Raw genomic sequence first — 26,280 nt, 5'->3', positions numbered from 1 at the left:
GCCTTTCGGTCGATCACCGGACGCGCGGGAGACGCACTTCCGACGCGGTCACGGGCTCGCGGCCAGGAAGACGAACGCGGCGAGCAGCACCAGGTGCACCCCGCCCTGGAGCACGGTGGCCCGCCCCGGCACCACGGTGAGCACGGCGGTCACCGCGGTCAGCGCCAGCAGCGTCATCTGGGTGCCGCCCAGCCCCAGCAGCAGCGGGCCGTCCAGCCAGATCGAGGCGATCGCGATGGCCGGGATGGTCAGGCCGATGCTGGCCATCGCCGAGCCGAGCGCCAGGTTCAGACTGATCTGCACGCGGTCCCGGCGGGCCGCCCGCGCGGCGGCCAGCGTCTCCGGCGCCAGCACCAGCAGCGCGATGACCACGCCGACGAACGCCTGCGGCAGGTTGGCCGCCTGGACGGCGGACTCGATCGCCGGGGAGATGGTCTTCGCGTCGCCGACCACCGCGACCAGCGCCACCACCAGCAGCGCCAGGCTGGCCAGCGCGGTACGCGTGGACGGCGGCTCGGCGTGCCCGTCGTCGTCGGTGTCCTCCGCCAGGATGCTGCCCTCCTGGGTGACCGGGAGGAAGTAGTCGCGGTGCCGGCCGGTCTGCACCATCACGAACAGCAGGTAGAGCGCGAGCGAGGCGACCGCCGCGAAGGCGAGCTGACCGGGGGAGAACTCCGGGCCGGGCCGGCTGGTGGTGAACGTGGGCACCACCATGCTGAGCGTGGCGAGCGTCGCCACGGTGGCCAGCGCCCCGCCGGTGCCCTCCGGGTTGAACACCGCCACCTGCCGGCGTAGCGCGCCGAGCAGCAGCGACAGGCCGAGGATGCCGTTACAGGTGATCATCACGGCGGCGAAGACGGTGTCCCGGGCCAGCGCCTGCGTCTTGTCCCCACCGCTGATCATCAGCGTGACGATCAGGCCGACCTCGATCACGGTGACCGCGACCGCCAGCACCAGCGAGCCGTACGGCTCGCCCACCTTGTGCGCCACCACCTCGGCGTGGTGGACGGCGGCCAGCACGGCGGCCCCGAGCAGGGCAGCCACCACGAAGATCAGCACACCGGGCAGTTCCCGCCCCCACGTGAAGACGAGCAGGAGCACGGCGAGCACAGGTACGACGGTGGTCCAATCGGTCAGGCGGGATCGGATCATCGCTGGCATGCGTCTACCTTGCCAGGTGAACCGGTCGGCCGCCCGCAGCCGGGAGATCGCCTGGTGTGCGTCTCGCCCGTCGGTCGTCCTCAGCCGATGCCGAGGTCGGTGATCGCCGTCGGGCACCCGGCTCCAGGCTCAGCGGTACCGGACCGAATGGAATTTGTGGCCGTGCCTCGGTAGCGTCCGAGGGGAAGCCACCCCGACCATGACCGCCATCTCGCCGACGACCCGGGTCCCGCTCCTCGTCGGCGCCTTCGATCAGGTGTGGAAGAGATCGAAGATCACTGGCCGGGACATCTCGGCATCCTATTCGCGACTCGATCCTGCCTGCCGTCATGGCGGCGAGTGGTTCGCATGCCGTAGCGTCGATGCATGACGACGGTGGTGGTATCGCTCGTGGTGTTGGCGGTGTTGGTGCTCGCGGTCGTTGTCTTCGTGAGCCGCCGGGACCGGGATCGTCTCTCGTCCGAGGTGGATTCGACTGCGGTTCGCCAGGCCGGTGCCAACCAGCATCAGCACGAGGCGGAGCGGCACTTCGGGTCGGGCATCGCCGCGAGGCATCAGAATCCCCCCAGTACGTAGGCCCGCCCGGCTCAAGCCAGGCCGCATGGTGCGGCGTACCTGAGAAATGAGTCAAGGCCCCTCCGTGGAGGGGCCTTGACTGTCACTTACCTCTGGTCGGGGTGGCCGGATTCGAACCGACGACCTCTTCGTCCCGAACGAAGCGCGCTACCAAGCTGCGCCACACCCCGAGGCGTGCCGACAAATAGTAGCCCACCCGTCTCCGGGGTCCAACTCGGTACCCCCCACCCCACGCGACGCCTGGATCTTGGTACGGATTCGCCCCGCCGAGGGCCGATCCGTACCAAGATCGCCAGAGGTGAGCGTCAGCGGGGGATCAGGGTCAGGATGCTCGCCTCGGGTGGGCAGGCGAAGCGGACCGGAGCGGTCGGGTGGGTGCCCAGGCCGGCGGAGACGTGCAGCCAGGAGTCCGAGCCGGGCCAGCGGTGCAGCCCGCGCGCCATCGACCGGGGCAGCCCGCAGTTGGTCACCAGCGCGCCGTACCCGGGCACGCAGACCTGCCCGCCGTGGGTGTGCCCGGCCAGCAGCAGCCCGAAGCCGTCGGCGGCCATCCGGTCCAGCACCGCCGGCTCCGGTGAGTGGGCCAGCGCGATCGACAGCGCGACCTCGGTGCCGACCGGCCCGGCCACCGCGTCGTAGTCGTCCCGCTCGATGTGCGGATCGTCCACGCCGACGACCTCGATCGCCCGCCCGCCGGCCTTGAGCGTGGTGCGGGCGTTGTTCAGGTCCGCCCAGCCGGCGCCGGTGAGGATGCCGCGCAGTTCCTCGTACGGCAGCGACACGCCCTCGGTGTACTCCCGGTCGGGCAGGAAGTAGGTGAACGGGTTCTTCAGCACCGGCCCGGTGTAGTCGTTGGAGCCGAACACGAACGCGCCGGGCAGGTCGAGCAGCGGCTGGAGCGCGCGCAGCACACCGGGCACCGCCTCCGGGTCGGCCATGTTGTCGCCGGTGACCACCACCAGGTCCGGGTCGAGCGCCGCCAGCGAGGCCACCCAGTCCTGCTTGCGCCGCTGGTTGGGCATCATGTGCAGGTCCGACAGGTGGAGCACGCGCAGCGGTTCGGCGTCGGTCGGGAGCACCGGCACGTCGTACCGGCGGAGGGTGAACAGGTTGCGCTCGACGAGCGACGCGTAGGCCAGCGTGGCCGCGCCGGCGGCGGCGGTTCCGGCCGCGAGCCGGAATAGTGTGCGCTTTCGCATGCTGTTCAGGGTAGTTTCACCGACCATGAGCACGCTGAAGGACCGTCTCACCACCGACATGCGCGCCGCGTTGAAGGCGCGCGACGAGCTGACCACCTCCACGCTGCGGATGGCCCTCGCGGCCGTCGGCAACGCCGAGGTCGCCGGCCGCGAGAAGCGCGAGCTCAGCGACGACGAGGTGCTCGCGGTGCTGACCAAGGAGGCGAAGAAGCGGCGCGAGGCGGCCACCGCGTTCGCCGACGCCGGGCGCGCGGAGCAGGCCGGCAAGGAGACCGCCGAGGGCGAGGTGCTGGAGCGCTACCTGCCGAAGCAGCTCCCCGACGACGAGCTGGCCGAGCTGGTCGCGGGGGCGCTCGCCGCGGGCGGCTTCACCGGCAAGGCGCAGATGGGCCCGGCCATGAAGGCGGCCCAGGCGGCGGTGGCCGGCCGGGCCGAGGGGGGCCGGGTCGCCGCCGAGGTACGCCGCCAGCTCGGCCTGTAGACGCGCCGACCGCAACGGAACGGGCGGGCACCCGCTGGGGTGCCCGCCCGTCGTCGTTGTTCGCCGGTCAGCCGCGGCCAGGGCGTCCCGGTCGGCCGTTGCCGTTGCCCGGCGGGGTGGCCGGCCCGCCCGGCCCGGCGGAGTTGCCCGGTGCCGGTGCGCCCTGGCCGGAACTGACCTCGATCAGCACCACGCCGCCCTTGATGGTGCGCCCGTCCGGGCTGGTGCCGGCCGCGGTGCCCGCCGGGCACTCCGACGGCACCTTGTTGCTGGACACCACCGGCTCGAAGCCGGCACCCTTGATCCGCGACTTGGCGGTGTCGACGGACTCGCACTTCACGCCGGGGATCGAGCGCTGGTCACCCATCACGATCTTGCCGTCCGGCGGGGTGAAGTTCTTTCGTTCCTTGCCCTTCATGGCGTCCCGCAGCGTCTCGTAGACCGCCGGGTTGATGCCCTGGGGCGTCTCGTTGTGCAGCATCTTCTGGGTGGTCTGCGCCCAGTCCGGGTCGGCCATGATGCCGGCCACCGCGTACTGCTTGGTCATAGCGACCAGGGCGGACGTCTTGTCGCCGTCGGTGGTGCCGGACTTGCCGGCTACCGGCGCCTTGACGATGCCGCGGACGTTGCCGGCGGTGGCGGTGCCGCACTTCGACGTGGTGGAGCGGTCACCGACCGGGCAGCGTGCGGCGTCCACGGCGGCGCGGGCCACCTCGGTGCTGATCCGCTGCTCGCAGCGCGGGTTGGCGATGTCGAGCTTGTCGCCGTCCGGGCCGCGGATCTCCTGCACCGGGATCGGCTCGCAGTACTTCCCGTCGGCGGCCAGCGTGGCGTACGCGTTGGCCAGCTCCAGCGGGGTGGTCTGCGAGACGCCGAGGCTGAACGCGCCCCACTGGTGCGGGTTGGCGGCGAGCTGGGCGTCGCTCGACGAGCGGAAGCTGATGCCGAGCTTCTGCGCCGCCTTGACCACGTTCTCCGCGCCGACCCGCTGCTGGAGGTCGATGAAGAACGTGTTCACCGAGAAGCCGAAGCCGCTCCACATGGTGTGCATGCCGGCCATCGACTCACTGGCGTTCTTCGGGCAGTACTTGTTGGTGCCCGGGCAGGCGGCCGGGGAGTTGAACTCGACCGGGTAGTCGGACTTGAAGACCGGCTGCGCGTTGATGCTGTAGCTGAGCGGGTAGCCCTTCTCCAGCGCGGCCACCAGCGTGAAGATCTTGAAGGTCGAGCCGGCCTGGTAGCCGGAGATGCCGGGACCGCCGGTGACCAGCGGGTTCACGGTGTTCGGGTAGTTGCCCCGGATCTTCTTCTTGGCCTTCTTCGGGTCGCTGGCGAGCTTGTTCTGCGGGTTCTTCGGGTCGTCGATCTTGAACTTGCGGTTCACCGCCACGGCGCGTACCCGACCGGTGCCCGGCTCGACCACGGCCACCATCCGGGCCGCCTTGCTGCTCTCGCCCAGCTTGTTGCGGACCGCCTTGTCGGCGGCCTTCTGCGCCTGCACGTCCATGCTGGTGACGATGGTGTAGCCGCCGCTCTTGAGCCGCCGCTCCCGGTCGTACGAGGTGCCCCCGAACGTCTCCTGCTGGAGCCACCAGCGGTAGAAGTAGTCGCAGAAGAAGCCCCAGGAGTTGGTGTTGGTCTGCACGCAGCCGTTCGGCGTGCGCTTGTCCCGCACCTGGAGCTTGATCTTCTTGGCGGCGTCCGCCTCGGGCTGGGTGATCGCGCCGGTCTGCACCATGTTCTGGATGACGTAGTCGCGCCGACCGACCGCCTCCGGGTAGCCGGCCTTGGTGGTCGGGTCGAACGCGGTCGGCGCCTTCACCATGCCGGCGAGCATCGCCGACTCCTGGATGTCGAGCTTGCTCGGCGGCTTGCCGAAGTAGACCTGGCTGGCGGCGTAGACGCCGTACGCGCCGTTGCCGAACGCGGCGATGTTCAGGTAGCGCTCCAGGATCTCGTCCTTGGAGAGCTCCTTGTCGACCTGGAGCGCCAGGCTCATCTCGCGCAGCTTGCGGGTGCTGGTGTCCTCGGTCGCGGCGACCACGTCGGCCGGGTGGGTGGCCGAGTAGGAGATGGCCAGCCGGACGTACTGCATGGTGAGCGTGGACGCGCCCTGCCGGGACGAGCCGGTGGACTGGTTGTTGACGAACGCCCGGGCGACGCCGTTGAGGTCCACGCCGTTGTGCTTGTAGAAGTCGTGGTCCTCGGCCGCGATGATGGCCTTGACCATGTACGGCGAGATGTCCTTGAGCTTGACGTCCTTGCGGTTCTCGTCGTACATGGTGGCGAGCGGCGTCTTGCCGTCGGAGGCGAGCAGATAGGTGATCTGCGGGGCCCGGGCCACCGTCAACTCCTTGGGCAGCGCGCCGAACGTCTCCGAGCCGGCCTTCGCGGCAAGCCCGGTCATCGCCACCGCGGGGAAGGCCGCCGCGGCGACCACCACGCCGGCCAGCAGGCCGCAGATCAGCAGCGATGCGGCGTTGGTGAAGACATTGTGGTCACGTTTCCGCATCCAGGTCACCTCGACAGGGTACGCGAGCAGGGATCGGCCGGCGCACGGGGAACTTTCCCCATTTCCATCCCGCGCCGTCCTCGTTGTGCTAAACGCACGAACCCTGGCACAGGGTTGCGTGAGATCCGCAGAAGTCTCCGCCGATCGGGGGATCGGCGCGGCGTTTTTCCGTACCGGAGCCGGGTAGACGGCCGGCGAAGGCCCGGCGCGCCGGGAGTGTCCGGAAATTAGGGATTTCGCCGACAACGTTGCGTAATCGGGTGACTACACAGCATGATGGTGACGGCGATCGCAGCCACACGTCGTCCGTGCCGCCCTGGGGAGGCCGGCCGGACGACCGGGGGGAAGTTCGCGGCTGCTCGCGCGACGTCGGTAAGTACTGCAAGGGGGGACGTGTACAGATGGGCATGATCACTGACTGGCCGTCACTGGCGGCGTGTCAGAACGGGGACCCGGACGCGTTGTTCGTACAGGGCGCCGAACAGAACGTGGCGAAGAGGATCTGCCGGAGCTGCCCAGTTCGGTACGAGTGCCTGGCCGACGCGCTCGACAACCGGATCGAGTTCGGCGTGTGGGGCGGCATGACCGAACGCGAGCGCCGCGCGCTGCTCCGCCGTCACCCGCAGGTGACGAGCTGGCGCAAGATGTTCGAGGCGGCCATGAGGAAGAACGCCAAGGAGAAGGCCGGCAAGGACAAGATCCTGGTCACCACCGCCACCTCCTGACGGGGCCCGGCCGGCGGTTCACCGCCGGCTGATCGCCTCGCCGATCGTCCGCAGCCCGTCGACGTCGTGCACGTCGGCGGGCTGCGCCGGCACCGACACCGCCGGCACCGCCGGGAACGCCTCGGTGAACCGGGCCGCCACCCGCTCCTCGCGGACCGCCTGCTGGGCCAGCGCGGCGTGCGCGCGCAACACCTCGACGGTGCCCTCGTGCCCGCCGACGCCGGCCAGTCGCTCCGCGGCGGCCAGGCTCCGCTCCGCGGACAGCCCCGGCGCGGCGGGCTGGTGCACCCGGTTGAGCACCAGCCCGGCCAGCGGCATCCGCTCGTCCCGCAACCGGCCCGCGAAGTAGGCGGCCTCCCGGACCGCGTCCGACTCCGGCGCCGCGACCAGCAGGAACGCGGTCTCGTCGGCCTGGAGGATGCGGTACGTCTGCTCAGCCCGCTGCCGGAACCCGCCGAACATCGAGTCGAGCGCGGCGACGAAACCGGACAGGTCGGTGAGCAGTTGTGCGCCGAGCACCTTCTGCACCACCTTGGAGAACATCCCGAAGCTCGCCGTCACCAGGCTGAACATGCTCCGCCCACCGCTGCGCGCCGGGGCCAGCAGCAGCCGCAGCATCCGGCCGTCGAGGAACCGGGACAACCGGGCCGGCGCGTCGAGGAAGTCGAGCGCGGAGCGCGACGGCGGCGTGTCCACCACGATCAGGTCCCAGTCGCCGCGGGCGTGGAGCTGGCCCAGCTTCTCCATCGCCATGTATTCCTGCGTGCCGGCGAAGGTGGAACTCATCGCCTGGTAGAAGGGGTTGGCGAAGATCTCCGCCGCCTTCGCCGGGTCGGTGTGCTGGAGCACCACGTCGTCGAACGTGCGCTTCATGTCGAGCATCATGGCGTGCAGCTCGCCGCCGCTGGTCTCGACGTCGAGGCCCTTGACCTGCCGGGGGGTGTTGTCCAGCTCGGTCAGGCCGAGCGACTGGGCCAGCCGGCGGGCCGGGTCGATGGTGAGCACCACCGTCCGCCGGCCGTGCCGCTCGGCCGCCCGCAGCGCCAGCGCCGCGGCGGTGGTCGTCTTGCCCACGCCGCCCGCCCCGCAGCAGACCACGATCCGCACGCCGGGGTCGGCGAGGATCTGGTCGACGTCCAGCGGAGGCGCCGCGTCTTCGGAAGGCACCAATCGAGCGTATCCGTCCCGAGGGGCTCTCTGCTCCGGGCCGGCCCCAGGTGTGAGTCAATCCGCCCGGACGAGCGTCTCGGCCAGCGTCTCCAGCCCGGCCCGGTCGACCCCGTCGGGCAGCAGCGGCAGCTCGATCAGGGGCAGCCCCAACTCCACCAGGTCACCGCGGAGCGAATCCTCCAGCTCGCGGCGTACCCGCTGGTCGCGGGCCTCCTCGGCGAGGCCGGCCACGGTCCGGGTGTCGGTCGGCAGGCCGGCGGCGGCCAACCCCCGCTTCAGCTCGGCCGCGGTCACCGGGCGACCGGCCGGCACCGGCGGACGGACGCCGTTGACGATCACCCGGCCGACCGGGAAGCCGAACTGGGTCAGGTCGGCCACCGCGTCGAGCGTCTCCTGGACCGGCATCTCCTCCAGCAGCGTGACCACGTGCACCGCCGTCATGGGGGAGCGGAGCAGCGCGGAGACACCCTCGCTCTGGGTCTTGATCGGGCCCACCTTGGCCAGCCGGGCGGTCTCCGCGGTGACGTTGAGGAAGCGCCCGATCCGCCCGGTCGGCGGCGCGTCCAGCACCACCGCGTCGTACGCCCGGCGGGACCCCGCCGTGCGGGTGGTGGCCTCCTTCACCTTGCCGGTGAGCAGCACGTCACGCAGCCCGGGGGCGATCGTGGTGGCGAAGTCGATCGCCCCGAGCTTGCGCAGCGCCCGGCCGGCGGCGCCGAGCTTGTAGAACATGTCCAGGTATTCGAGGAGCGCCTCCTCGGCGTCGACCGCCAGCGCCCGCACCTCACCGCCGCCGGGCGCGTCGGTGAGGTGCCGCTCCTCGTACGGCAGCGGGTCGGTGCCGAAGAGCTGGGCGATACCCTGCCGGCCCTCGACCTCGACCAGCAGCGTGCGCCGGCCCCCGGCGGCCAGCCCGAGGGCCAGCGCGGCGGCCACGCTGGTCTTCCCGGTGCCACCCTTGCCGGTCACCACGTGCAGGCGGCCCGGCCATCTGCCGGCGGACTCGGCCGGCTGCTCACTCGCTGCCATCCGTCGAGCCTAACCAGCCGCCGGGATCAGCCGACCTCGCAGACCCACCAACCCGTCTTCCGCACCACGGTGAAGCGCAGGTCCTGATCGGCGACCTTCTCGTCGGCGGTGGTCATGGTGACCTTGGTGGAGACCGTGGCGCGGTCCCCGGTCTGGTTGTCGACCGTCGGGTTGGTCCAACGGAAGCGGGGGTTCTGGTACTGCCCGGCGTACTTCTGCACCTCGGCGACCTTGGCGGCGATCTTCTCGTCGTCGCGGGCCGCGGAGCAGACGAACGTGGCCGCCTTGTCGGCGTCCCGCTCCTGGTAGACGGCCTTGAGGAAGCCGTCCACCGCCACCTGCGGCTCCGGCGCGCCTTGGCCGTCCGCGCCGTCGCGGAGGGCGAGGAACGCGGCGGTGCCACCGCCGCCGCACAGCAGGACCGCCGCGGCCAGCACGAGCGAGACGATCAACAGGGTCGGGCGTTTGCGCGGCGGCGCGCCGGGCGGGTACGGCGGGTGGCCGAGCCCCGGCGGTGGGCCGGCGCCGGGCGGTGGCTGACCGGGCCCGGTCGGCGGGAGGGCCCCGGCGGATGCGGGCTGCGGGATCGGTTCGCCGGGCGTGCCGGTCGGGCCACCGGCGGGCGGTTGGGTCATCGGTCTCCCCCGGGTTGCGGCGCGCCCGTCGCCGCCCCAGGCGACGGGCACGGGGTCGAGGTGGTGGGTGCGCGACCGCGCGCGCCCAGTCCGGAAGGGTAGCGGTCGGCGGGCCACTTGCCAGCCCCGCGTCATGGCGTGCCGGACGCGAGAGCGCCATCGCGTTTCGGACCAGCATTGTGTCACATATGTGACTCGACGTGATCATTCATGCGCGTCCCGTTGTCGGAATGGCCGGCCACGTCCTACGTTCGTCGCGACACGGCGGCCGGACCGGGGGATTCCGAGCCGCGCAGTGGTGCCCATGAGCAGGTACGACGTCCGGAGGCAGCGGATGCGCGACGCGGAGAACGTTCCCCGAGCCCAGTTTCCCCCCGGTGACCGGGCCGCCCGGCCCGGGGACGCCGACGGCCCCGGCGCGGGCACACCGTTCAACGAGCGCTCGTACCGGCCCCCGGTCGAGGTGGTCCGCACGCTGCTCCGGCCGGCCGGTCGCCGGCGGGACGAGGATGAGCCGGGCTACGTCATCCACCTGCCGGTGCGGGTGCCCGACCTGGCCGCCGCGACCGCGCTCGCCGGCATCGTGGCCACCTCCCTCGGCTTCCTGGCCGAGCTGGACGCCGGCGAGACCACCGTCTCCACCGCCGACGACCAGAACAACCGGCACCGCGTCTTCTGCGACCTGCTGCTGCCCGACCGCAGTCGCTGCCCGCAGCGCTACGAGCACGAGGGCCCCTGCGGCGAGTCGCCCGCCCCGGAGCAGCGTCCCGCGTCTGGCTGAGGCGGTCGGACCGTAGGCTGTGCCTGACCGAAGTCCAAGTCAGGCAAGGGAGCCTTCCTCCGATGCAGAAGTGGGAATACGCCACGGTCCCGCTGCTGGTCCACGCGACCAAGCAGATCCTCGACAACTGGGGCGAGGACGGCTGGGAGCTGGTCTCCGTGGTGCCCGGACCGAACCCGGAGCAGCTCGTCGCGTACCTGAAGCGTCCGAAGGGCTGACCAATGAGCAACGGACCCCACGCGAAGCTCGCCGAACTCGGTCTGGCGCTGCCCGAGGTGGTGCCGCCGGTGGCCAGCTACGTGCCGGCCGTCCAGTCCGGGCAGCACGTCTACGTCTCCGGTCAGCTCCCGATGGCCGACGGCAAGCTGCTCGCCACCGGCAAGGTCGGCAACGGTGTCTCCGCCGAGCAGGCGAAGGACCTGGCGGAGCGGTGCGCGTTGAACGCGCTCGCCGCGATCGACGCGCTGGTCGGGCTGGAGAACGTCGTCAAGATCGTGAAGCTGTCCGGCTTCGTGGCCAGCGCGCCCGGCTTCACCGGTCAGCCCGGCGTCATCAACGGTGCCTCCGACCTGTTCGGCGCTGTCTTCGGCGAGGCCGGTCGACATGCCCGTAGCGCGGTCGGCGTGGCGGAACTCCCCCTCGACGCCCCGGTCGAGGTCGAGGTCATCGTCGAGGTCGCGTAACCCGCCTCCGTGATCTTGCAGGTTCCGCCCCGGCAGAAGCCTCGAACGAGGACAAACCCGGGGCCGGACCTGCAAGATCGCGGGGGATGGCGGGTGGGGTCGTACGATCGCTGCCATGGGTGGGCGTGTGACGGGGGCCGCAGGGGCTCTCGCAGAAGAGTTGCCGGGATGGGTTTCGCTGCTGCGGGCGCCCAACCCGGGGCCGATGACGCTCGACGGGACGAACACCTGGGTGCTGCGGGCCGGGCCGGCCGCGCCGGCCGTGGTGGTCGACCCGGGCCCGGCCGACGAGGGGCACCTGGCCGCGATCGCGGCGCACGGGCCAATCGGCTGGGTGCTGATCACGCACGGGCACCCGGACCACACCGAGGGCGCGCCCCGACTGCGTGAGCTGCTCGGCGGCGTGCCGGTGCTCGCCGCCGACCCGGCGCACACCGCCGGGGGTGAGCCGCTGACCGCCGCGACCACGCCCGACGCCGGCCTCGGCCTCCGGCTGCTGCCCACCCCCGGGCACACCGCCGACTCGGTCTGCCTGCTGGTCGAGCACGCCGGTGAGCGGGTGGTGCTGACCGGCGACACCATCCTCGGCCGGGGCACCACCGTGGTCGCCCACCCGGACGGGCACCTCGGGGACTACCTCGCCAGCCTGGAGCTGCTCTCGACGTACCGGGGGGTCCCGGCGCTGCCGGGCCACGGCCCGGCGCTCGCCGACTGCGGCGCGGCGGCCGAGTTCTACCTGGCCCACCGGCGGGCCCGGCTCGACCAGGTGCGCGCCGCGGTGGCCGCGGGCGCCCGCACCGCGCCCGAGGTGGTCGCCGTGGTCTACGCCGACGTCGACCGGTCGCTGTGGTGGGCCGCCGAGTGGTCGGTCCGCGCCCAGCTCGAACACCTCGGAGTGGAGCAGCCGTGACCTGCCCGGTGTGCGGGACCGTCGCCGTGCCCGGGGCGCGGTTCTGCCACAACTGCGGGGCGGCGCTGCCGGCCGCCGCCACGCTGCCGGCCGCCGAGCGCCGGGTGGTCACCGTGCTCTTCGGTGACCTCTCCGAATTCACCTCCTGGTCGGAGGACCTGGACCCGGAGCGGGTCGGCGCGGTCACCGACCGGGTGCTCGCCGCGCTGGCCGGCGCGGTCAAGACGTTCGGCGGGCACGTCGACAAGCTCACCGGCGACGGGATCATGGCGGTCTTCGGCGCGCCTGTCGCGCACGAGGACGACGCCGAGCGGGCGGTCCGCGCGGCGCTGTCCATGCAGCGCGCCGTCCGCCGGGTGCTCGACGACGAGCGGGGTGGCGGCGCGCCGCTCGGCCTGCGGGTCGGGCTCAACACCGGGGACGTCATCGCCGGCATCCAGGCCGCCATCGAGTACACCGTCATCGGCGACACGGTGAACACCGCCGCGCGCCTCGCCGACGCCGCCGCGGTCGGCGCGATCTACGCCGGCGCGCGGACCTCCACCGCCACCCGGCACGTCGCCTCCTGGCGGGCGCTGCGCCCGCTGCGGCTCAAGGGCAAGCGTGAACCCGTGGAGGCGTACGAGCTGCTGGGCCTGCTGGACGCGCCGGGCACCCGGTCCGGCCTCGGTGACGAGGCGCCCTACGTGGGCCGGGAGACCGAGATCGGCCGCATGGCCGGCCGGCTCGCCGAGGTGATCGACCGGGGTGAGCCCCGGGTGCTGCTGATGACCGCCGAGGCGGGCATCGGCAAGTCCCGGTTCGCCGCCGAGGTGGAGCGCCTCGCCGCCGGCTACGACGTCGGCGCCGGCCGGTACGCGGCGCACACCGGCGCCCGGGTGCTGTCGGTCCGCTGCGCCGCGTTCGGCGAACGACGCCGGCTGGCGCCGCTGGCCGACCTGGTCCGCGCCGCGGTCGGCCTGCCCAGCGACGCGGCGACCGCGGTGACCCGGCCGGCCGTCGAGGAACGCCTGCGCCGGCTCGGCCAGCGCCTCGCCCGGCTCCCCGGCGACCCGCCGCCGATCGCCGTGGACCAGCTCCTGGCCCTGCTCGGGTACGCCGAGCTGCCACCCGCCGCGGAGAGCGTCGAGTGGAACGCCGCCACCGGACCGGCGGACGCCGAGGTGGTGCCGAACGCGGTCGCGGACCTGCTCAGCGGGCTGGCCGGCGAGGCCCCGCTGGTGATCGTGGTGGACGACCTGCACGACGCCACCGCCGAGACGGTCAAGGCGCTCGCGTTGACCCTCAACCGGCTCACCGGGCCGGTGCTGGTGCTGCTGCTCGGCCGCCCCGAGCTGGTGCGTACCGCCGGCGCGCTCACCCGGCTCGCGGACGCCGAGGTGCACGCGTTGCCGCCGCTGCGGGGCGCGGACGCGGCCCGGCTGCTCACCAGCTACCTCGCCGGGGGCCGACTGCCCCAGGCCGACGCGGACCGGCTGCTCGCCACCGCCCAGGGCAACCCGTTCTACCTGGCCGAACTGGTCACGCTGCTGATGGAACGCGGCGCGCTGACCGCCGGCGCGGGGCGGGGCGGGGACGTGGCCTGGCGGCTGGCCCCCGGCTCGCTGGGCAGCCGGCTGCTCTCCCGGGACCTGGCCGCCGTGCTCGCGGCGCGCATCGACGCGCTGCCGCCGGACGCCCGCTCGGTGCTGCGCGACGCCGCGGTGGTCGGCGACACGGTGGCCGCCGGCGCGCTGGAGGCGCTGCGCGAGCAGCGGGTCGGGCGGGACGGGCGGCCCGCCGCGGTGGCCGCGGTCGAGCTGGACCGGGCCGTCGAGGAGCTGCTGCAACGTCGCATGTTGCACCGCACCCGCACCGGGTTCGCGTTCGCCACCCCGCTGATGCGGGAGGCCGCGTACACCGGGGTGAGCAAGGCGGAGTTGGCCGAGCGGCACGCCGCGCTGGCCCGCTGGGCCGCCCCGGAGAGCGTGACCGAGGCGGGCACCCCGGCGGGCGGGTTCACCGAGGCGGCCCGCGACGACTTCGTCGCCGAGCACGTCGAGCGGGCCACCGCGCTCGCCGACGCGGTCAAGCTCCGCCCGGACGCGCCGGCCCGCGCGGTCGCCGGCCTGGGCGTGGCCGCGCTGGGCCGGGCCGCCCGCCGGTCGCTGCGCGTCGGCGAGCCGGCGCTTGCCGTCGAGTACGCCGAACGCGCGGCCGAACTGGCCCGTGGCGCGGTGCCCCCGGCCGACCGGGTGGTGCACGCCCGCGCGTTGTTGCAGATCGGCCGCCCGACCGACGCGCTCGCCGCCGCCGAGAAGATCGCCGCGAACGCCGGCGAAGCCGCCACCCGGGCCGCGGCGCTGCTGCTGGCCGGGCAGGCCCAGCAGACACTGGGCGACGCCGAGCGCGCCGAGCGCAGTTACTCCGAGGCGTTGCAGGTGGCCACCGCCGCCGACCTGCCCACGCTGCGGGCCTCGGCGATGCGCCGGCTTGGCATGGCCGACTTCATCGCCGGCCGGTTGGGCCAGGCGAGCAGCCGGCTGGCCGCCTCCTACCAGGTCAGCCTCGCCGCGAAGGATCCGCGCGGGCAGGCCTGGTCGTTGCAGAACCTGGCCTGGGTGACCACCACCCGGGGCGACTTCGCCGGCACCGACGCGGTGCTCGGCCGGGCCGCCCGGCTGTTCGCCGAGCTGAAGGACCCGTACGGGCGGGCCTGGCTGCGCGGTACCACCGCGTTCGCCCGGCTGCTCGCCGGCCGGCTGCGCGAGGCGTGCCGGCTGGCCCAGGTGTTCCTGCCGTTCGGGGAGCGGGTCGGCGAGGCGTGGGCGGTGGGCACGCTGCGGGCGGTCGAGGCGTACGCCACCGCCGAGCTGGGCGACCTCGCCGAGGCGGACCGCGCGGCGCGGCGCGCGTACCGGGACTTCGCCGAGGTGGGCGACGACTGGGGGCAGGGCTTCGCGCTCGTGGTGCGCGGGGTGGTGGCGCGCGGGCTGGGCGAGCCGGAGCACGCCGCCGACCTGTTCTCCGACGCGTTGGAGTACGCCGCCCGCACCACCCATCCGCTGCTCACCGGCATGGCCGGCACGCTGCGCGGCTTCGTCGCGCTGGACATGGGCGACTGCGAGACCGCCGAGCGGGAGGCGCGGTCGGTGCTGACCAGTGTGGAGCCGCACAACCCGCAGGCGCCCGCCCAGGTCGCGCCGCGGGTGCTGCTCGCGATGGCCCGGGTCGCGGCCGGTGACCCGGGGACCGCGGTGGGACTGCTCGCCCCGGTGGCCATGGTGGCGGCGAACGCGCCCTCGCTGCTGATCTCCCGGCGACAGACGATGGCCCGGTATTCTTCCGCGCTGCTCGCCCACGGCCAGCGGGAGCAGGCGTTGGACTGGGCGCAGCGGGCGGTCGCCGCCCCCGCCGAGGACGTCCGCAGCCAGGTGGTGGCCGGGCTGGCGCTGGCCGAGGCGCTGGACGCCGCCGGCCGCCCGGCGGAGGCGCTGGCCAGCGCCGAGGAGGCGGTCCGCCTGGCGTACGCCACCGAGCAGCTCAGCGAGCGGGCCGCCGCGGACGCGCTGCGGTCGCGCCTCGCCGGCTGAGCACCCCTGTTCTGTCGGTTCCGGGGATGTGCTCGTCGGTGGGGCCGGTTAGCGTGGGGCGGCCGGCGAGCGCCGTCGGAGGAGTTCGTGGGGAGGGACGATGAGGCTGCCGCGCTCCGGCGCCGGCTGGACGATCGCGGTCTTCGGGCTCCTGGCGCTGCTGCTCGGCGCGTTGGGTCTGCTCTGGCCGGAGACGCAGCTGCGCCTGCTCGGCTTCGAGGTGCCGGCCGAGCGTGCCCCCGGTGACTACACCGGCACGTTCCTCACCGCGTCCTCGATGGCCTCGTTCAACATGGGGGTCTACTACCTGCTCGCGGTGGCCACCGAGTGGCGTCCGTTCTACCGGTTCACGGTCTGGTTCCGGCTGGTCACGTTCACCGTGTTCACCATCGCGGTGCTCTCCGACGTCGCGCCGGACCGGTTCTTCGGGGTGGCCGCGTGGGAGGGGCTGGGCGCGCTCGCGACCGCCGCCGGCCTGTGGTGGGACGCCCGTCGGGGAGCCGCCGCTCCGGCGGTCCCGACCCGGTCGGGCGACTCCGCGCCGGCGCCCGCCTCCGACGCGGCGCGCTGACCGACCGGGACCGTTGGGTATTTTCGAGCCGTGACCGAGACCCCGCCCGGCGCCATGCGGCTGCCCATCGTGCCCGGTCTGACCGACCTGTCAGTGTTCGCCCGTGGTGGTTACGCCACCGTCTACCGGGCCACCCAGATCTCGGTGGGGCGCGAGGTGGCCGTCAAGGTCGAGAACCGGACGCTGAACAACGAGCGCGACCAGGCCCGCTTCCTGCGCGAGGCCCGCGCCGCCGGGCGGATGTCGTCGCACCCGCACGTGGTCGACCTCTTCGACGTCGGGGTCACCGTCGACCAGCACCCCTACCTCATCATGGAGCTGTGCGACGGCTCGTACGCGGAACGGATGCGCACCTCGCCGCTCGACGCGTCGGAGACCCGCGACCTCGGCGTGAAGATCGCCGACGCGCTGGCCCACTCGCACGCGGCCGGCGTGCTGCACCGCGACGTCAAGCCGGCCAACATCCTGCACTCCGAGTTCAACTCGGCGGTGCTCGCCGACTTCGGTCTGGCGGTGCTGGCCGAGGTGCGCGACGCCTCGGTGACGCTGGAGGTGCTCACCCCGGCGTACGCGCCGCCGGAGATGTTCAACCACAGCCCGCCCAGCCCGGCCGTCGACGTCTACGCGCTCTGCGCCACGCTCTACGCGGTGATGCACGGCCGGCCGCCGCGCTGGCAGTCCGAGCGCAACCCGAGCCTGGTCACCGTGCTGGAGATGTTCCAGCACCCGATCCCCGGGCTGCCCGGGGTGCCCGACGAGCTGATCGACGTGCTGCGCCTGGGCATGTCCAACGACCCGGGCGAGCGGCCCTCCGCCGTCGAGCTGCGCGGCCTGCTCGCCGCGCTCCCGCTCGACCCCGGCACCCCGACGCCTCCGATCGTCGGCGGCCGGTACGACCGCACCGGCGGCCCGTACGACCGTAGCGGCGGGCCGAGCCCGCGGCAGCCGGTCCGGGACGACCACCCGACCGTGCCGACGCGGAGCCGGCGCTGGCCGAGGCGCTGGTTCCTCGGCGGAGCCGGGGTGCTGGCGTTGGCCGCCTCGGCCGCCGGCGGCGCGTGGCTGGCCGGCGGCACCCAGCCGGTGGTGTCGCCGACCCCGGTGGCCAGCGGCGCGGCCGGGATGACGCCGCTGCCCGGCTGCGCGTCCGCCGACGTCCGCCTCCCGGCCGGTGCGCGCTGTGCGCCCGAGTTGGAGTGCTACGGCCCGGTGCGCCTGCGCCGCGAACGCGCCGAGGCGAGCCGGGTGCCGTGCGACGGCCAGCACACCTGGGAGACCTACGCCGCCGGTGACCTGCCGAACGGTCTGACCGGGGCCGGCCACGACGCGGTCGCCGCCGATCCGGCCGTCCGCAAGGTCTGCAACGCGGGCACGTTCCGGCTGGTCAGCGGCGTCAAGTCGGGGACCGGGTGGAACCTGGAGGTGCTGCCGCCGGCCGAGAGCGAAGCCGACCGCACCTACCGCTGCCTGGCCGGGCAGGGCGTGAACGCGCTGGCCCGCCCCACGCTCACCGGTCGCTGAGCCCGATCGCCGCGCTCACCGGTCGCTGATCCCGTTCACCGTCCGCTGCTGTCGCACCGACCTCGGGTCGAGCGCCTCCAGCGTGTCGGCGTCGAGCGCGCCGGCCGCGCGCAGCCCGCGGACCGCCCGGGGGTCGAGCGCCTCCAGCGTGTCCGCGTCGACCGGAGCGCCGCCCGGGGTGCGCAGGTTCCGCACCGCGCGCGGGTCGATCGCCTCCAGCGTGTCGGCGTCCACGCCGTACCCCGGGTCGGGGGCCGGCCAGCCCTCGGCCGACGGTGCGGCGACCCCGCCGCCGGGCGACTGCCGGGCGGCGGTGATCGTCACGCCGGTGACCATGCCCAGCACGACGCAGACCAGGGCCAGCACCACCGACAGGATGCCGGGCGGTCGCCACACCGCCAGCGTCACCAGCGCCGCCACCGTCGCCGCGGACGCGGCGACGGCCTTCACCCGCGCATCGGACCTCGGGAACGAACTCACCCGACAAGCATGGCTTAGCGCGTCGACCTGTCAACCGTCGACCCGGGACGGCTTCCCGTCACTCCGGCTCCACATCGGATCGCGAAAAGCGTCGATCGAGAAAAAATCGTTACATAACTCGGCATTTTGCGGCATCGGTCCGCTTTTGGGGGTCACTTCCAGTCGTGGGGGAATCCTAAAGTGACGGGGTCGAGGTGCTCCTCGACGGATCTGTTCCCCACCGGAAGGCAGTCACATGCCCCGTGTAATCCGGCCCCTCGCCGCAACCGGGATCGCCGGGATCCTCCTCGCCGGATCGGCCGTCTCGCCCGCCGTGGCCGCGCCGACACCGCAACCGCCGGCGTACGACCGCACCAGCACGGCCGAGGCACGTCGGGTGGACCGCGTACCGACGCCGAAGCTGGACTGGTACGCCTGCTACGACTACGCCGAGTGCACCACGGTCCGGCTCCCGCTGGACTACGACAACCCGAAGGGCGCCACCACCGAGGTCGCGCTGCTCCGGGTCAAGGCCCGCGACCAGCAGCACAAGATCGGCAGCCTGTTCCTCAACCCGGGCGGCCCGGGCGGCTCCGGCACCAGCATCGCGCTCGCCGCGCCCTACTTCCTCGGCGACGACCTGCTCGACCGCTTCGACGTGGTGGGCGTCGACCCGCGCGGCATCGAGGCCAGCGACAACATCCGGTGCTTCCGCACCGTCAAGGAGCAGACCCGGGCGTACGCCGGGCTGAACGTCGCGTTCCCGTGGACGAAGGCGGAGGAGAAGGCGTACGTCGCCGCCTCGAAGGCGGTCGGCACGGCGTGCTCGACCACCGGCAAGCCGCTGACCGGCGCGGCGTCCACCGCCGAGGTGGCCCGCGACATGGACGTGCTGCGCCGGGCGGTCGGCGACCAGAAGCTCAGCTACCTGGGCTTCAGCTACGGCACCGCGCTGGGCCAGTACTACGCCAACATGTTCCCGGACCGGTTCCGCGCGCTCGTCGTCGACGGTGTGCTCAACCCGAACGCCTGGGTCGGCCAGGGCCCGGCCCGCAACCAGCTCCAGGAGACGCGGCTGCGCAGCGCCGACGGCGCGTACCGGGCGCTGCGGGAGATCCTGGTGCGGTGCGCCAAGGTCGGCGCGGAGCAGTGCGCGCTGGCCGCCGGCGGTGACCCGGTCGCCGGGTACGACACGGTGGCGAAGCGGCTGCGCAAGAAGCCGGCCGTGATCGACGACCCGGAGTACGGCTCGTTCACCGTCAGCTACGCCGACTTCGTGGTCGCCACGCTCGGCGCGCTCTACGACCCGTACGGCTGGCAGTCGGTCGTGGACATCACCATGCAACTGCTGGCCGCGACCGACCCGGCCACCGGCAAGGCCGCCGCCGCGACGGCCCGCAGGGCGCTCGCCGCCCGTGCCGCGCAGGCCCGGCAACAGCGGGGGTACGACTTCCCGTACGACAACGGGCTGGAGACGTTCCTGACCGTCGACTGCACCGACGCGTACCACCCGAGGAGCGCGGACGCCTGGCCGGCGCTGGCGGCCAGGGAGGACCAGCGGGCACCGTACTTCGGGCGGGCCTGGGCCTGGGGCACCGCGCCCTGCGCCCGGGACACCTGGACGGTGCGCGACGAGGACGCCTACACCGGCCCGTTCAACCGCACCACCGCCGCCCCGGTGCTCGTGGTCGGCAACTACTGGGACCCGGCGACCAGCTACCAGGGTGCGGTCAGCTCGGCCGCGCTGCTGCCGAACAGCCGGCTGCTGAGCAGCGACAGCTGGGGGCACACCGCGTACGGCACCTCGGTGTGCGTGACCGGGAAGATCGACGCGTACCTGCTCACCGGCAAGCCGCCGGCCAAGGGTGCGCGCTGCGTCGGTGACGCCCAGCCGTTCCAGGAGGACCCGCCGACCGGCCGGGTGGCCGCGTCCAAGAGCGAGCTGGCCCGCGCCGGCGCGCCCGGTCGGGGCGAGCCGAAGCGGCTGCCGCCGGTGAGCACGCCGGGGCCGGCGGTCGGCACGCTTACCGTCCGCTGACGGACCCCCGGGGTACGGCGGGCGATCGGGCGTCCTCCGTACCCCGGGCCGTGGGGCACGGCGCATTGTGTGGTGGCCGCTACGCTGAGTTTCCCGTCGTCGTGTCCCGCGATCGAGGTGTCCGATGCCCGAGATCTCTCCCCGCCGGCTCCGTTCCCTCGCCACCACGTTGGCCGTGGCGCTGACACTCACCCTGGCCGCCGCCGCCGGCTGCGACAACCGCCGCGAACCCCCGCTGCCCTCGGTGCTCGACAAGCTGCACGACTCGCACATCGACGGTCAAGCGAAGATCAAGATCGGGGTGTCGGAGACCGAGCCGCTGATGGGCGAGCTGCGCAACGGCGCGCACATCGGCTTCGACGTGGAGATCGCCCGCTACATCGCCGCGTTCCTCGGCTTCCAGGGTGAGCAGCGTATCCAGTGGGTGGCGCTGGCCACCGAGGACCGCATTCCCGCGCTCCAGGGCGGCACCGTCGACCTGATCGTGTCGAGCTTCTCGATGACCGAGGAGCGCCAGAAGCTGATCAGCTTCGCCGGGCCGTACTTCGTCACCACCCAGGAGGTGATGGTGCCGACGCGGCTGCGCGACCGGGTCCGCACCATCGAGGATCTGCGCCGGCCGGGGCTGCGCGTCTGCACCAGCGGCGGCTCCACCACCGAGGCGGAACTGGAGAAACACCAGGTCCGGGCGTACGTGGTGAAGACCGTCGGCGACTGCGTACGGGGCATCCGGGAGAAGCGGTACGACGTGGTCAGCTCCGATGAGACGATCCTGGCCGGCTTCCTGTCCCAGTACCCCACCGAGTTCGAGATCGTCGACATGCCGTTCGGCACCAGCGAGCTGCTCGGCATCGGTGTGCCGATCGGCGACCCGGCGCTGCGCGACCTGGTCGCGTTCGCGCTCCAGAAGAGCTACCTGGAAGGGCGGGACGGGATCAGCAGCCCGTGGCTGACCGCGTACAACCGCACGCTCGGGCCGTGGCTCAAGGCGGACAAGTCCCAGCCGCAGCCGCTGAACGTGCCGAAGCTCGTCGACTTCGACGACAAGGCGCCCCGGCGATGACCGCCCCGCCGGACGCCGTCCCGGCGGGCACTGCCGTTCCGGGCGCGGGCACTGCCGGCCCTGGGGCTGCCGCTGCCGGAACCGCCGGCCCCGGTGCCGCCGCGCCGGGGCGGGCCGTGCCACCGCCGGCCGACCCGGCCGAGCGTCGCGCGCGGGCCACCCAGTCGTTCTGGACCGCGGTCGTCGGGGTGCCGGCCGTCTTCTCGGTGCTGCGGCTCGGCGTCGAGGCGGGCGGCGAATTGCAGACCACGCTGCTGCTGGTCGCCAACGTCGGCACGGTGAACCTGCTGGCCGGCTTCCTCACCACCGCCGCCGCGCTGCTCTCCACCGCCCTGGTCGCGGTGTTCGCGCTCGGCGCGGTGCTGCGGGTCAGCGTGGACCGGATGCCGCCCGGAATCCGTCGGCCGCTCTTCGCCCGCTGGGTGGACAGCACGCCGGCCTGGTTCGCGGTGGCCAGCTTCCTGCTCGCGCTGGGCACCTGGCCGCTGCTCTACCTGCCGCTGCTGCTGCCGGCGTTCGTGGCCGCGTTCCAGCTCGGCCCGGAACGGCTGCACGAGCAGCGGGTGCCCCGGCTGCTGCTGCTCGCCGCCGGGTTCGCCGGATACCTCTGGCTGCTCGGGCCCACCCTGCTCGACGCCGGCCGGCAGGGGGAGGCGCTGGCGCTGGCGCTGCTTGTCGTACCCCCGGTGCTGGCGTTGTTCGTGACCGGTCCGCTGCCGGCGGCGGTGATCCGGCCGCTCGCCTCGGTCACCGAGGCGGCGGTGCTGGCCATGCTGGTCTGGGCCGCGCTGCCGGTGATCAGCACGCCGGTGCTGCCGCTGACCGTGACCACCGTCGAGACGGCGCCCGGCGTCACCGAGGACGTCCGCGGTCACGTGGTCACCGTGGACGACGTCGACGTGGTGCTGCTCCAGGAACGTGGTGGCGTCCGCTACCTGCCGGTCGGCCAGGTACGCGCGCAGGTGCTCTGCCCGAGCGAGGACGAGCTGCCCCGGCGGCAGCTCCGGGTGCGTGACTTCCACGTGGAGGATTCACTGCTGGAGGGGCTGGGTCGCCGGGTTCGCCCGGTTCACCGCATCGACGCCGCCTGCCGCACGGTCCGCTGACGGGCGCGGCTCGCAATCCGCACGCAGATCTTGGAAGATGAGGGCCCCTCCGAGGGCCGTTTGCTTCCAAGATCTGCCCCGAACCCGCGTCAGCGTGTCTTGCGGAGCAGGTCGGCCAGGTCGGCGGCCTCGGCCAGCTCGTCGCCGAGCGGGGTTCCCGCGTCGGCGACCGCTGCGGCCCACAGCAGCTCGGCCGGGGTGTCGGAGGCCAGCCAGCGGTCCAGCGCGCGTCTCGCCCGATCGTCGGGTGCCGACCATCCGACGATCTCCGTCAGGTGCCGAGTGACCGCCCCGCCCGGCAGCTCCGCGAAGGCCGCCAGGTACGGGCCGAGGTCCAGCTCCAGCGCGGCCACCGCGTCCAGGATGTCCTCCGCCGGATGCTCGGACGGCCACGAGGTCAGCGTCGACCGCCACCAGGCGCGGAGGAAGTCCTCCACCGCGCTCCGCTCGACGGGCGTCCAGTCAGCCCAGTGCCCGGCGATCCGGCGGGCCAGCGTGTCCGGCCAGGACTGGTCGACCATCTCGCCGGCGGCGTACGCGGTCAGCAGCCGGGGCACCAGGTGCGGCAGCTCGTTCCCGTCACCCCAGGTGCCGGGGTTGGACAGGTAGCTGCCGAGTTGGTCCGGCGTCAACGCGCGCAGCGGCGTACGCCGGAAGCGGTCGACGTCGGCCGGGTCCACGCAGTGTTCGCACGCCGCCATGTCGTCCGGCATCGGGTGCCGGGCGAACACGGCGTACAGCCGTTCACCCGCCTGCTCCACCTCGCCCGTTCCCACCCCGCCAGTCTCGCCGACCGCTCGGGTGGAACGCCATGGCTGTCACACGGGGCCGGAGACAGCCACGGCGTTCCACCCACCGAAGGGTTGGAGACACCCACGGTCAGTAGGACTTGTCCTGGGACAGGACGTGTTGGGCGACGAAGTTGAGGATCATCTCGCGGCTGACCGGGGCGATCCGGCCGGCGCGTACGGCGCCGAGCAGCGTCGCCACGCCGTACTCGGTGGTCATGCCGGCCCCGCCGAGCGCCTGGACGGCAGTGTCCACGGCGAGCGCGGCGGCCTCGCCGGCCGCGTACTTGGCCATGTTGCCGGAGACGCCGGCCTCCAGGTCGCGGCCGGCGTCGTAGAGGCTGGCCGCCTTGTAGATCATGAGCCGGGCCAGCTCCACCTGGACGGCGGCATGCGCGAGCGGGTGCGAGACGCCCTGGTGCGAGCCGATCGAGCGCCCGCCCCAGACCTTGCGGGTGGCGGTGTAGTCGGACGCCTTCTCGACGGCGTAGCGGCCGGTGCCGGCGCCCATCGCGGCGACCGTGATCCGTTCCGGGTTGAGCCCGGCGAACAACGCCGGCAGGCCGGCGTCCAGCGACTCACCGACGAGCGCGTCGGCGGGCAGCCGGACGTCGTCCAGGAAGAGCTGGAACTGGTTCTCCGGGGAGAGGATCTCCATGTCCAGCCTGGACTTCTCCAGGCCGGGCGCGTCGGTCGGCACGATGAACAACGCCGGCTTGAGCTTGCCGGAGGAGGCATCCTCGGTCCTGGCCACCACCAGCACATGGTCGGCCTCGTCGACCCCGGAGATGTAGACCTTGCGGCCGGTGAGCAGCCAGTCGTCGCCGTCGCGGCGGGCCACCGTGCCGAGGCGGTGGAAGTTCGACCCGGCATCCGGCTCGGTGATCGCGAAGACGATCTTCTGGGAGCCGTCGGCGAGGCCGGGCAGGTGCTTCTTGCGTTGCTCCTCCGTACCGTGCTTGTTGATCACGGTGGCGGCGATGGCGGGGGAGACCACGAGCAGCAGCAGCGGGCAGCCCGCCGCGGCCAGCTCCTCGCAGACCAGCGCCAGTTCGGTGATGCCGCCGCCCCCGCCGCCGTACTCGGTGGGAATGTTGACGCCGAGGTAGCCGAGCCGTCCGGCCTCGTGCCACAGCTCGGTGGTGTGTTCTCCCGACTTGGCCTTGGCCACGAAGTAGGGGTGGCCGTACCGGCGGCCCAGCGCGCGTACCGCGTCGCGGAGCTGGTCCTGTTCGGGGGTGAGGTCGAAGTTCACTGCGGGTCCTCCTCGGGGTCGACCACGGCCAGCACGGCACCCGTCTCCACCTGGCCGCCGGGCGCGACCGGCAGCTCCGCCACCACGCCGTCGGCCGGGGCGAGCACGGGATGTTCGAGCTTCATCGCTTCCAGCGTCAGCAGCAGGTCGCCGGCGGCGACCCGCTGACCGACCTCGACATGCACCCGGGTCACCGCGCCGGGCAGCGGCGCGAGCAGCGACCCGGCCGCCAGCGCCGCGGTGGGCCGGGGCAGCCGCGGCAGCTCGGTGAGGCTCGCCGCCCCGTCCGGGCCGTCCACGAAGACCGACGACCCCACCCGGTGTACGCGGAACGCGCGCCGCACGCCGTCCACGTCGAGCACCACCCGGTCCGGGTCGGCCGACACCAGCTCGACCACGGGCAGCTCACTGTCAAGCGGGGCGCGTTCCTCTACCGAATCCGTTAAGAGGGGGCCCGTCCTTGCCCACTCAGCGAGGGTGTTGGTGCGGGTGAGGCGGTAGTGGATCTCGATGTCGGTGAAGCGGGTGACCTGGGGGACGGCCGGCACGTTGCGCCAGCCCGACGGCAGCCCGGCCAGCACCGGCGCGGCGGCCCGACGCGCGGCGGCCCCGGACAGCGCCGCCGCGAGCGCGGCCAGCGGGAGTTGCTCGGCCGGCAGCAGCGGCGCGAAGACCTCGGGGTGCCGGTCCAGGAAGCCGGTGTCGACGTCGGCGGCGGCGAACTCGCCGCTGCGCAGCACCCGGACCAGCAGGTCCCGGTTGGTGGCCACGCCGTGCAGCTCGGCCCGGGCCAGCGCGCCGGCCAGGGCACGGGCCGCCTCGGTGCGGGTGGGCGCCCAGGCGACCAGCTTGGCCAGCATCGAGTCGTAGTGCACGCTCACCGTCGAGCCGTCCACCACGCCGGAGTCCAGGCGCAGGCCCCGGGTGGGCCCGAACTCGGCGTCGACGCCGGGGATCGCGAACCGGTGCAGCGTGCCGGTGGCCGGGCGGAAACCCTCGGCCGGCTCCTCGGCGCAGAGCCGCACCTCGATGGCGTGGCCCTGCGGGACAGGTGTGGCCGGGACCGGCAGCGGCTCGCCGTCGGCGACCAGCAGTTGCAGCCGCACCAGGTCCAGGCCGGTGGTCAGCTCGGTGACCGGGTGCTCGACCTGGAGCCGGGTGTTCATCTCCAGGAAGTGCACCTGCCCGTCCGGGGCCAGCAGGAACTCCACGGTGCCCGCGCCGACGTAGTCGACCGCCCGGCCGGCCGCCACCGCCGCGGAGTGCAGCCGCTCGCGCACCTCGTCGGGCAGCACCCCGGGCGCCTCCTCGACGATCTTCTGGTGCCGGCGCTGGACCGAACAGTCGCGTACCCCGAGCGCCACGATCGTGCCGCGGGTGTCGCCGAAGATCTGCACCTCGACGTGCCGGCCACGCTCGACGTACCGCTCGATGAAGACCGTGCCGTCGCCGAACGCCGCCGCCGCCTCGCGGCGCGCGCCCGCGACGGCCTCGGCGAGCCCGGCCGCGTCGCGGACGATCCGCATGCCCCGGCCGCCGCCGCCGGCACTGGCCTTGACCAGCACCGGGAACGCGGTGACCTGGTCGGGGTCGGTCCAGGTGGGCAGCATCGGCACGCCCGCGTCGGCGAGCAGCGCCTTGGCCGCCATCTTGTCGCCCATCGCGGCGATCGCCTTGGCGGACGGGCCGACCCACGTCAGGCCCGCGTCGGTCACCGCCGCCGCGAACTCCGCGTTCTCGGCGAGGAAGCCGTAGCCGGGGTGGACCGCGTCCGCGCCGGAGCGCCGGGCCGCGTCCAGGACGAGGTCGATCCGCAGGTACGTCTCGGCCGGCGTGTTCCCCGGCAGCCGGACCGCGTGGTCGGCCTCGGCGACGAACGGCGCGTCGGCGTCCGCGTCGGAGTGCACGGCGACCGTGGCCACGCCGAGCGCGCGGCAGGTGGCGAAGACCCGGCGGGCGATCTCCCCCCGGTTGGCCACCAGAAGTCGAGTGATCATCAGCGCTGAGCCTGCCTTTCGTTCGCGACTGCGGGACTCCGCTTCGCT

General features: G+C 73.3%; 23 protein-coding genes and 1 tRNA gene. 13 read left to right on the top strand and 11 right to left on the bottom strand.

What is annotated here, in order from left to right; all coding sequences use genetic code 11:
* Nucleotides 1-48: 48 nt before the first annotated feature.
* Nucleotides 49-1,152: a calcium:proton antiporter gene (locus OG767_RS30825; RefSeq protein ID WP_405094357.1), complete on the bottom strand. Its 1,104-nt coding sequence runs from the start codon at nucleotides 1,150-1,152 to the stop codon at nucleotides 49-51.
* Between the two features lie 375 nt (nucleotides 1,153-1,527).
* Here OG767_RS30825 and OG767_RS30820 point away from each other — a divergent pair, with 375 nt between their 5' ends.
* On the top strand, nucleotides 1,528-1,737 hold the full coding sequence (locus OG767_RS30820) for a hypothetical protein (RefSeq protein WP_405091579.1): 210 nt from the start codon (nucleotides 1,528-1,530) through the stop codon (nucleotides 1,735-1,737).
* A 93-nt stretch (nucleotides 1,738-1,830) separates the two neighbouring features.
* Here the strand turns inward: OG767_RS30820 and OG767_RS30815 are convergent.
* Together OG767_RS30815 and OG767_RS30810 are read right to left on the bottom strand one after the other, a co-directional pair.
* Nucleotides 1,831-1,907: transfer RNA gene (locus tag OG767_RS30815), tRNA-Pro, on the bottom strand.
* Between the two features lie 135 nt (nucleotides 1,908-2,042).
* Nucleotides 2,043-2,936 carry a metallophosphoesterase gene (locus OG767_RS30810; RefSeq protein ID WP_405091578.1) on the bottom strand — a complete coding sequence of 298 codons (894 nt, stop codon included), beginning with the start codon at nucleotides 2,934-2,936 and terminating at the stop codon, nucleotides 2,043-2,045.
* A 25-nt stretch (nucleotides 2,937-2,961) separates the two neighbouring features.
* Between OG767_RS30810 and OG767_RS30805 the strand changes: the two genes are divergently transcribed.
* A complete protein-coding gene (locus OG767_RS30805; protein ID WP_107159623.1) occupies nucleotides 2,962-3,417 on the top strand; it encodes a GatB/YqeY domain-containing protein in 456 nt (151 codons plus the stop codon).
* A gap of 67 nt (nucleotides 3,418-3,484) precedes the next feature.
* On the opposite strand, the gene OG767_RS30800 is transcribed toward OG767_RS30805, so the two are convergent.
* Entirely contained in the window at nucleotides 3,485-5,929 is a 2,445-nt protein-coding gene (locus OG767_RS30800) for a transglycosylase domain-containing protein (protein ID WP_405091577.1), read from the bottom strand.
* Nucleotides 5,930-6,330: 401 nt separating this feature from the next.
* On the opposite strand from OG767_RS30800, the gene OG767_RS30795 reads away from it, so the two are divergent.
* Nucleotides 6,331-6,654 carry a WhiB family transcriptional regulator gene (locus tag OG767_RS30795; RefSeq protein WP_107159621.1) on the top strand — a complete coding sequence of 108 codons (324 nt, stop codon included), beginning with the start codon at nucleotides 6,331-6,333 and terminating at the stop codon, nucleotides 6,652-6,654.
* An 18-nt stretch (nucleotides 6,655-6,672) separates the two neighbouring features.
* On the opposite strand, the gene OG767_RS30790 is transcribed toward OG767_RS30795, so the two are convergent.
* Genes OG767_RS30790 through OG767_RS30780 form a run of 3 tightly spaced genes read right to left on the bottom strand, consistent with a single transcriptional unit; the run spans nucleotide 6,673 to nucleotide 9,488 of the window.
* On the bottom strand, nucleotides 6,673-7,824 hold the full coding sequence (locus OG767_RS30790; protein ID WP_405091576.1) for an ArsA family ATPase: 1,152 nt from the start codon (nucleotides 7,822-7,824) through the stop codon (nucleotides 6,673-6,675).
* Between the two features lie 54 nt (nucleotides 7,825-7,878).
* On the bottom strand, nucleotides 7,879-8,853 hold the full coding sequence (locus OG767_RS30785; protein ID WP_405091575.1) for an ArsA-related P-loop ATPase: 975 nt from the start codon (nucleotides 8,851-8,853) through the stop codon (nucleotides 7,879-7,881).
* 26 nt (nucleotides 8,854-8,879) lie between these two features.
* On the bottom strand, nucleotides 8,880-9,488 hold the full coding sequence (locus tag OG767_RS30780; RefSeq protein ID WP_405091574.1) for a hypothetical protein: 609 nt from the start codon (nucleotides 9,486-9,488) through the stop codon (nucleotides 8,880-8,882).
* A 334-nt stretch (nucleotides 9,489-9,822) separates the two neighbouring features.
* Here OG767_RS30780 and OG767_RS30775 point away from each other — a divergent pair, with 334 nt between their 5' ends.
* From OG767_RS30775 to OG767_RS30745, 7 genes are all read left to right on the top strand, one after another.
* Nucleotides 9,823-10,269, top strand: coding sequence for a hypothetical protein (locus OG767_RS30775; protein ID WP_107159615.1), 447 nt, complete (start codon nucleotides 9,823-9,825; stop codon nucleotides 10,267-10,269).
* Between the two features lie 62 nt (nucleotides 10,270-10,331).
* Complete coding sequence (locus OG767_RS30770; protein ID WP_013289021.1) at nucleotides 10,332-10,487, top strand: DUF4177 domain-containing protein; 156 nt, start codon at nucleotides 10,332-10,334, stop codon at nucleotides 10,485-10,487.
* A 3-nt stretch (nucleotides 10,488-10,490) separates the two neighbouring features.
* Entirely contained in the window at nucleotides 10,491-10,952 is a 462-nt protein-coding gene (locus OG767_RS30765; RefSeq protein ID WP_107159613.1) for a RidA family protein, read from the top strand.
* 115 nt (nucleotides 10,953-11,067) lie between these two features.
* Nucleotides 11,068-11,862: an MBL fold metallo-hydrolase gene (locus OG767_RS30760; RefSeq protein ID WP_405091573.1), complete on the top strand. Its 795-nt coding sequence runs from the start codon at nucleotides 11,068-11,070 to the stop codon at nucleotides 11,860-11,862.
* Nucleotides 11,859-15,434 (top strand): adenylate/guanylate cyclase domain-containing protein, encoded by a 3,576-nt coding sequence (locus tag OG767_RS30755; protein ID WP_405091572.1) that lies wholly within the window; start codon nucleotides 11,859-11,861, stop codon nucleotides 15,432-15,434. Before OG767_RS30760 ends, OG767_RS30755 begins: the two co-directional genes overlap by 4 nt.
* Nucleotides 15,435-15,534: 100 nt before the next feature.
* Entirely contained in the window at nucleotides 15,535-16,005 is a 471-nt protein-coding gene (locus OG767_RS30750) for a hypothetical protein (protein WP_405091571.1), read from the top strand.
* A gap of 30 nt (nucleotides 16,006-16,035) precedes the next feature.
* Nucleotides 16,036-17,526, top strand: a complete 1,491-nt coding sequence (locus tag OG767_RS30745) for a serine/threonine-protein kinase (RefSeq protein WP_405091570.1) — start codon at nucleotides 16,036-16,038, stop codon at nucleotides 17,524-17,526.
* Nucleotides 17,527-17,541: 15 nt separating this feature from the next.
* Here the strand turns inward: OG767_RS30745 and OG767_RS30740 are convergent, their stop codons facing one another.
* Nucleotides 17,542-18,006, bottom strand: a complete 465-nt coding sequence (locus OG767_RS30740; protein WP_405091569.1) for a hypothetical protein — start codon at nucleotides 18,004-18,006, stop codon at nucleotides 17,542-17,544.
* Nucleotides 18,007-18,241: 235 nt separating this feature from the next.
* On the opposite strand from OG767_RS30740, the gene OG767_RS30735 reads away from it, so the two are divergent.
* The 3 genes from OG767_RS30735 to OG767_RS30725 all read left to right on the top strand — a co-directional run bounded on the left by OG767_RS30735 (nucleotide 18,242) and on the right by OG767_RS30725 (nucleotide 22,192).
* The gene (locus OG767_RS30735) at nucleotides 18,242-20,023 is read left to right on the top strand and encodes an alpha/beta hydrolase (RefSeq protein ID WP_405091568.1); all 1,782 of its coding nucleotides are present in this window, start codon (nucleotides 18,242-18,244) and stop codon (nucleotides 20,021-20,023) included.
* Nucleotides 20,024-20,147: 124 nt separating this feature from the next.
* Nucleotides 20,148-21,086, top strand: a complete 939-nt coding sequence (locus OG767_RS30730; RefSeq protein ID WP_281934300.1) for a transporter substrate-binding domain-containing protein — start codon at nucleotides 20,148-20,150, stop codon at nucleotides 21,084-21,086.
* Between the two features lie 116 nt (nucleotides 21,087-21,202).
* Complete coding sequence (locus tag OG767_RS30725; protein ID WP_405091567.1) at nucleotides 21,203-22,192, top strand: hypothetical protein; 990 nt, start codon at nucleotides 21,203-21,205, stop codon at nucleotides 22,190-22,192.
* Nucleotides 22,193-22,281: 89 nt separating this feature from the next.
* On the opposite strand, the gene OG767_RS30720 is transcribed toward OG767_RS30725, so the two are convergent.
* From OG767_RS30720 to OG767_RS30710, 3 genes are all read right to left on the bottom strand, one after another.
* Nucleotides 22,282-22,968 (bottom strand): hypothetical protein, encoded by a 687-nt coding sequence (locus tag OG767_RS30720; RefSeq protein ID WP_405091566.1) that lies wholly within the window; start codon nucleotides 22,966-22,968, stop codon nucleotides 22,282-22,284.
* A 103-nt stretch (nucleotides 22,969-23,071) separates the two neighbouring features.
* Nucleotides 23,072-24,235, bottom strand: a complete 1,164-nt coding sequence (locus tag OG767_RS30715) for an acyl-CoA dehydrogenase family protein (RefSeq protein ID WP_405091565.1) — start codon at nucleotides 24,233-24,235, stop codon at nucleotides 23,072-23,074.
* Nucleotides 24,232-26,232, bottom strand: coding sequence for a biotin carboxylase N-terminal domain-containing protein (locus OG767_RS30710; protein WP_405091564.1), 2,001 nt, complete (start codon nucleotides 26,230-26,232; stop codon nucleotides 24,232-24,234). Before OG767_RS30710 ends, OG767_RS30715 begins: the two co-directional genes overlap by 4 nt.
* Nucleotides 26,233-26,280: the final 48 nt, after the last annotated feature.

Origin of the sequence: Micromonospora sp. NBC_01392, assembly GCF_045040125.1 — a bacterium.
Classification (GTDB): Bacteria; Actinomycetota; Actinomycetes; order Mycobacteriales; family Micromonosporaceae; genus Micromonospora.
This window is presented reverse-complemented; position numbering and strand designations above follow the sequence as displayed.

Coding starts and splice junctions, on each gene's coding strand:
- OG767_RS30775 (WP_107159615.1), top strand. CDS start 9,823: ATGCGCGACGCGGAGAACGTTCCCCGAGCCCAGTTTCCCCCCGGTGAC.
- OG767_RS30780 (WP_405091574.1), bottom strand. CDS start 9,488: ATGACCCAACCGCCCGCCGGTGGCCCGACCGGCACGCCCGGCGAACCG.
- OG767_RS30820 (WP_405091579.1), top strand. CDS start 1,528: ATGACGACGGTGGTGGTATCGCTCGTGGTGTTGGCGGTGTTGGTGCTC.
- OG767_RS30770 (WP_013289021.1), top strand. CDS start 10,332: ATGCAGAAGTGGGAATACGCCACGGTCCCGCTGCTGGTCCACGCGACC.
- OG767_RS30810 (WP_405091578.1), bottom strand. CDS start 2,936: ATGCGAAAGCGCACACTATTCCGGCTCGCGGCCGGAACCGCCGCCGCC.
- OG767_RS30795 (WP_107159621.1), top strand. CDS start 6,331: ATGGGCATGATCACTGACTGGCCGTCACTGGCGGCGTGTCAGAACGGG.
- OG767_RS30760 (WP_405091573.1), top strand. CDS start 11,068: ATGGGTGGGCGTGTGACGGGGGCCGCAGGGGCTCTCGCAGAAGAGTTG.
- OG767_RS30765 (WP_107159613.1), top strand. CDS start 10,491: ATGAGCAACGGACCCCACGCGAAGCTCGCCGAACTCGGTCTGGCGCTG.
- OG767_RS30825 (WP_405094357.1), bottom strand. CDS start 1,152: ATGATCCGATCCCGCCTGACCGATTGGACCACCGTCGTACCTGTGCTC.
- OG767_RS30750 (WP_405091571.1), top strand. CDS start 15,535: ATGAGGCTGCCGCGCTCCGGCGCCGGCTGGACGATCGCGGTCTTCGGG.
- OG767_RS30710 (WP_405091564.1), bottom strand. CDS start 26,232: ATGATCACTCGACTTCTGGTGGCCAACCGGGGGGAGATCGCCCGCCGG.
- OG767_RS30730 (WP_281934300.1), top strand. CDS start 20,148: ATGCCCGAGATCTCTCCCCGCCGGCTCCGTTCCCTCGCCACCACGTTG.
- OG767_RS30785 (WP_405091575.1), bottom strand. CDS start 8,853: ATGGCAGCGAGTGAGCAGCCGGCCGAGTCCGCCGGCAGATGGCCGGGC.
- OG767_RS30735 (WP_405091568.1), top strand. CDS start 18,242: ATGCCCCGTGTAATCCGGCCCCTCGCCGCAACCGGGATCGCCGGGATC.
- OG767_RS30800 (WP_405091577.1), bottom strand. CDS start 5,929: ATGCGGAAACGTGACCACAATGTCTTCACCAACGCCGCATCGCTGCTG.
- OG767_RS30805 (WP_107159623.1), top strand. CDS start 2,962: ATGAGCACGCTGAAGGACCGTCTCACCACCGACATGCGCGCCGCGTTG.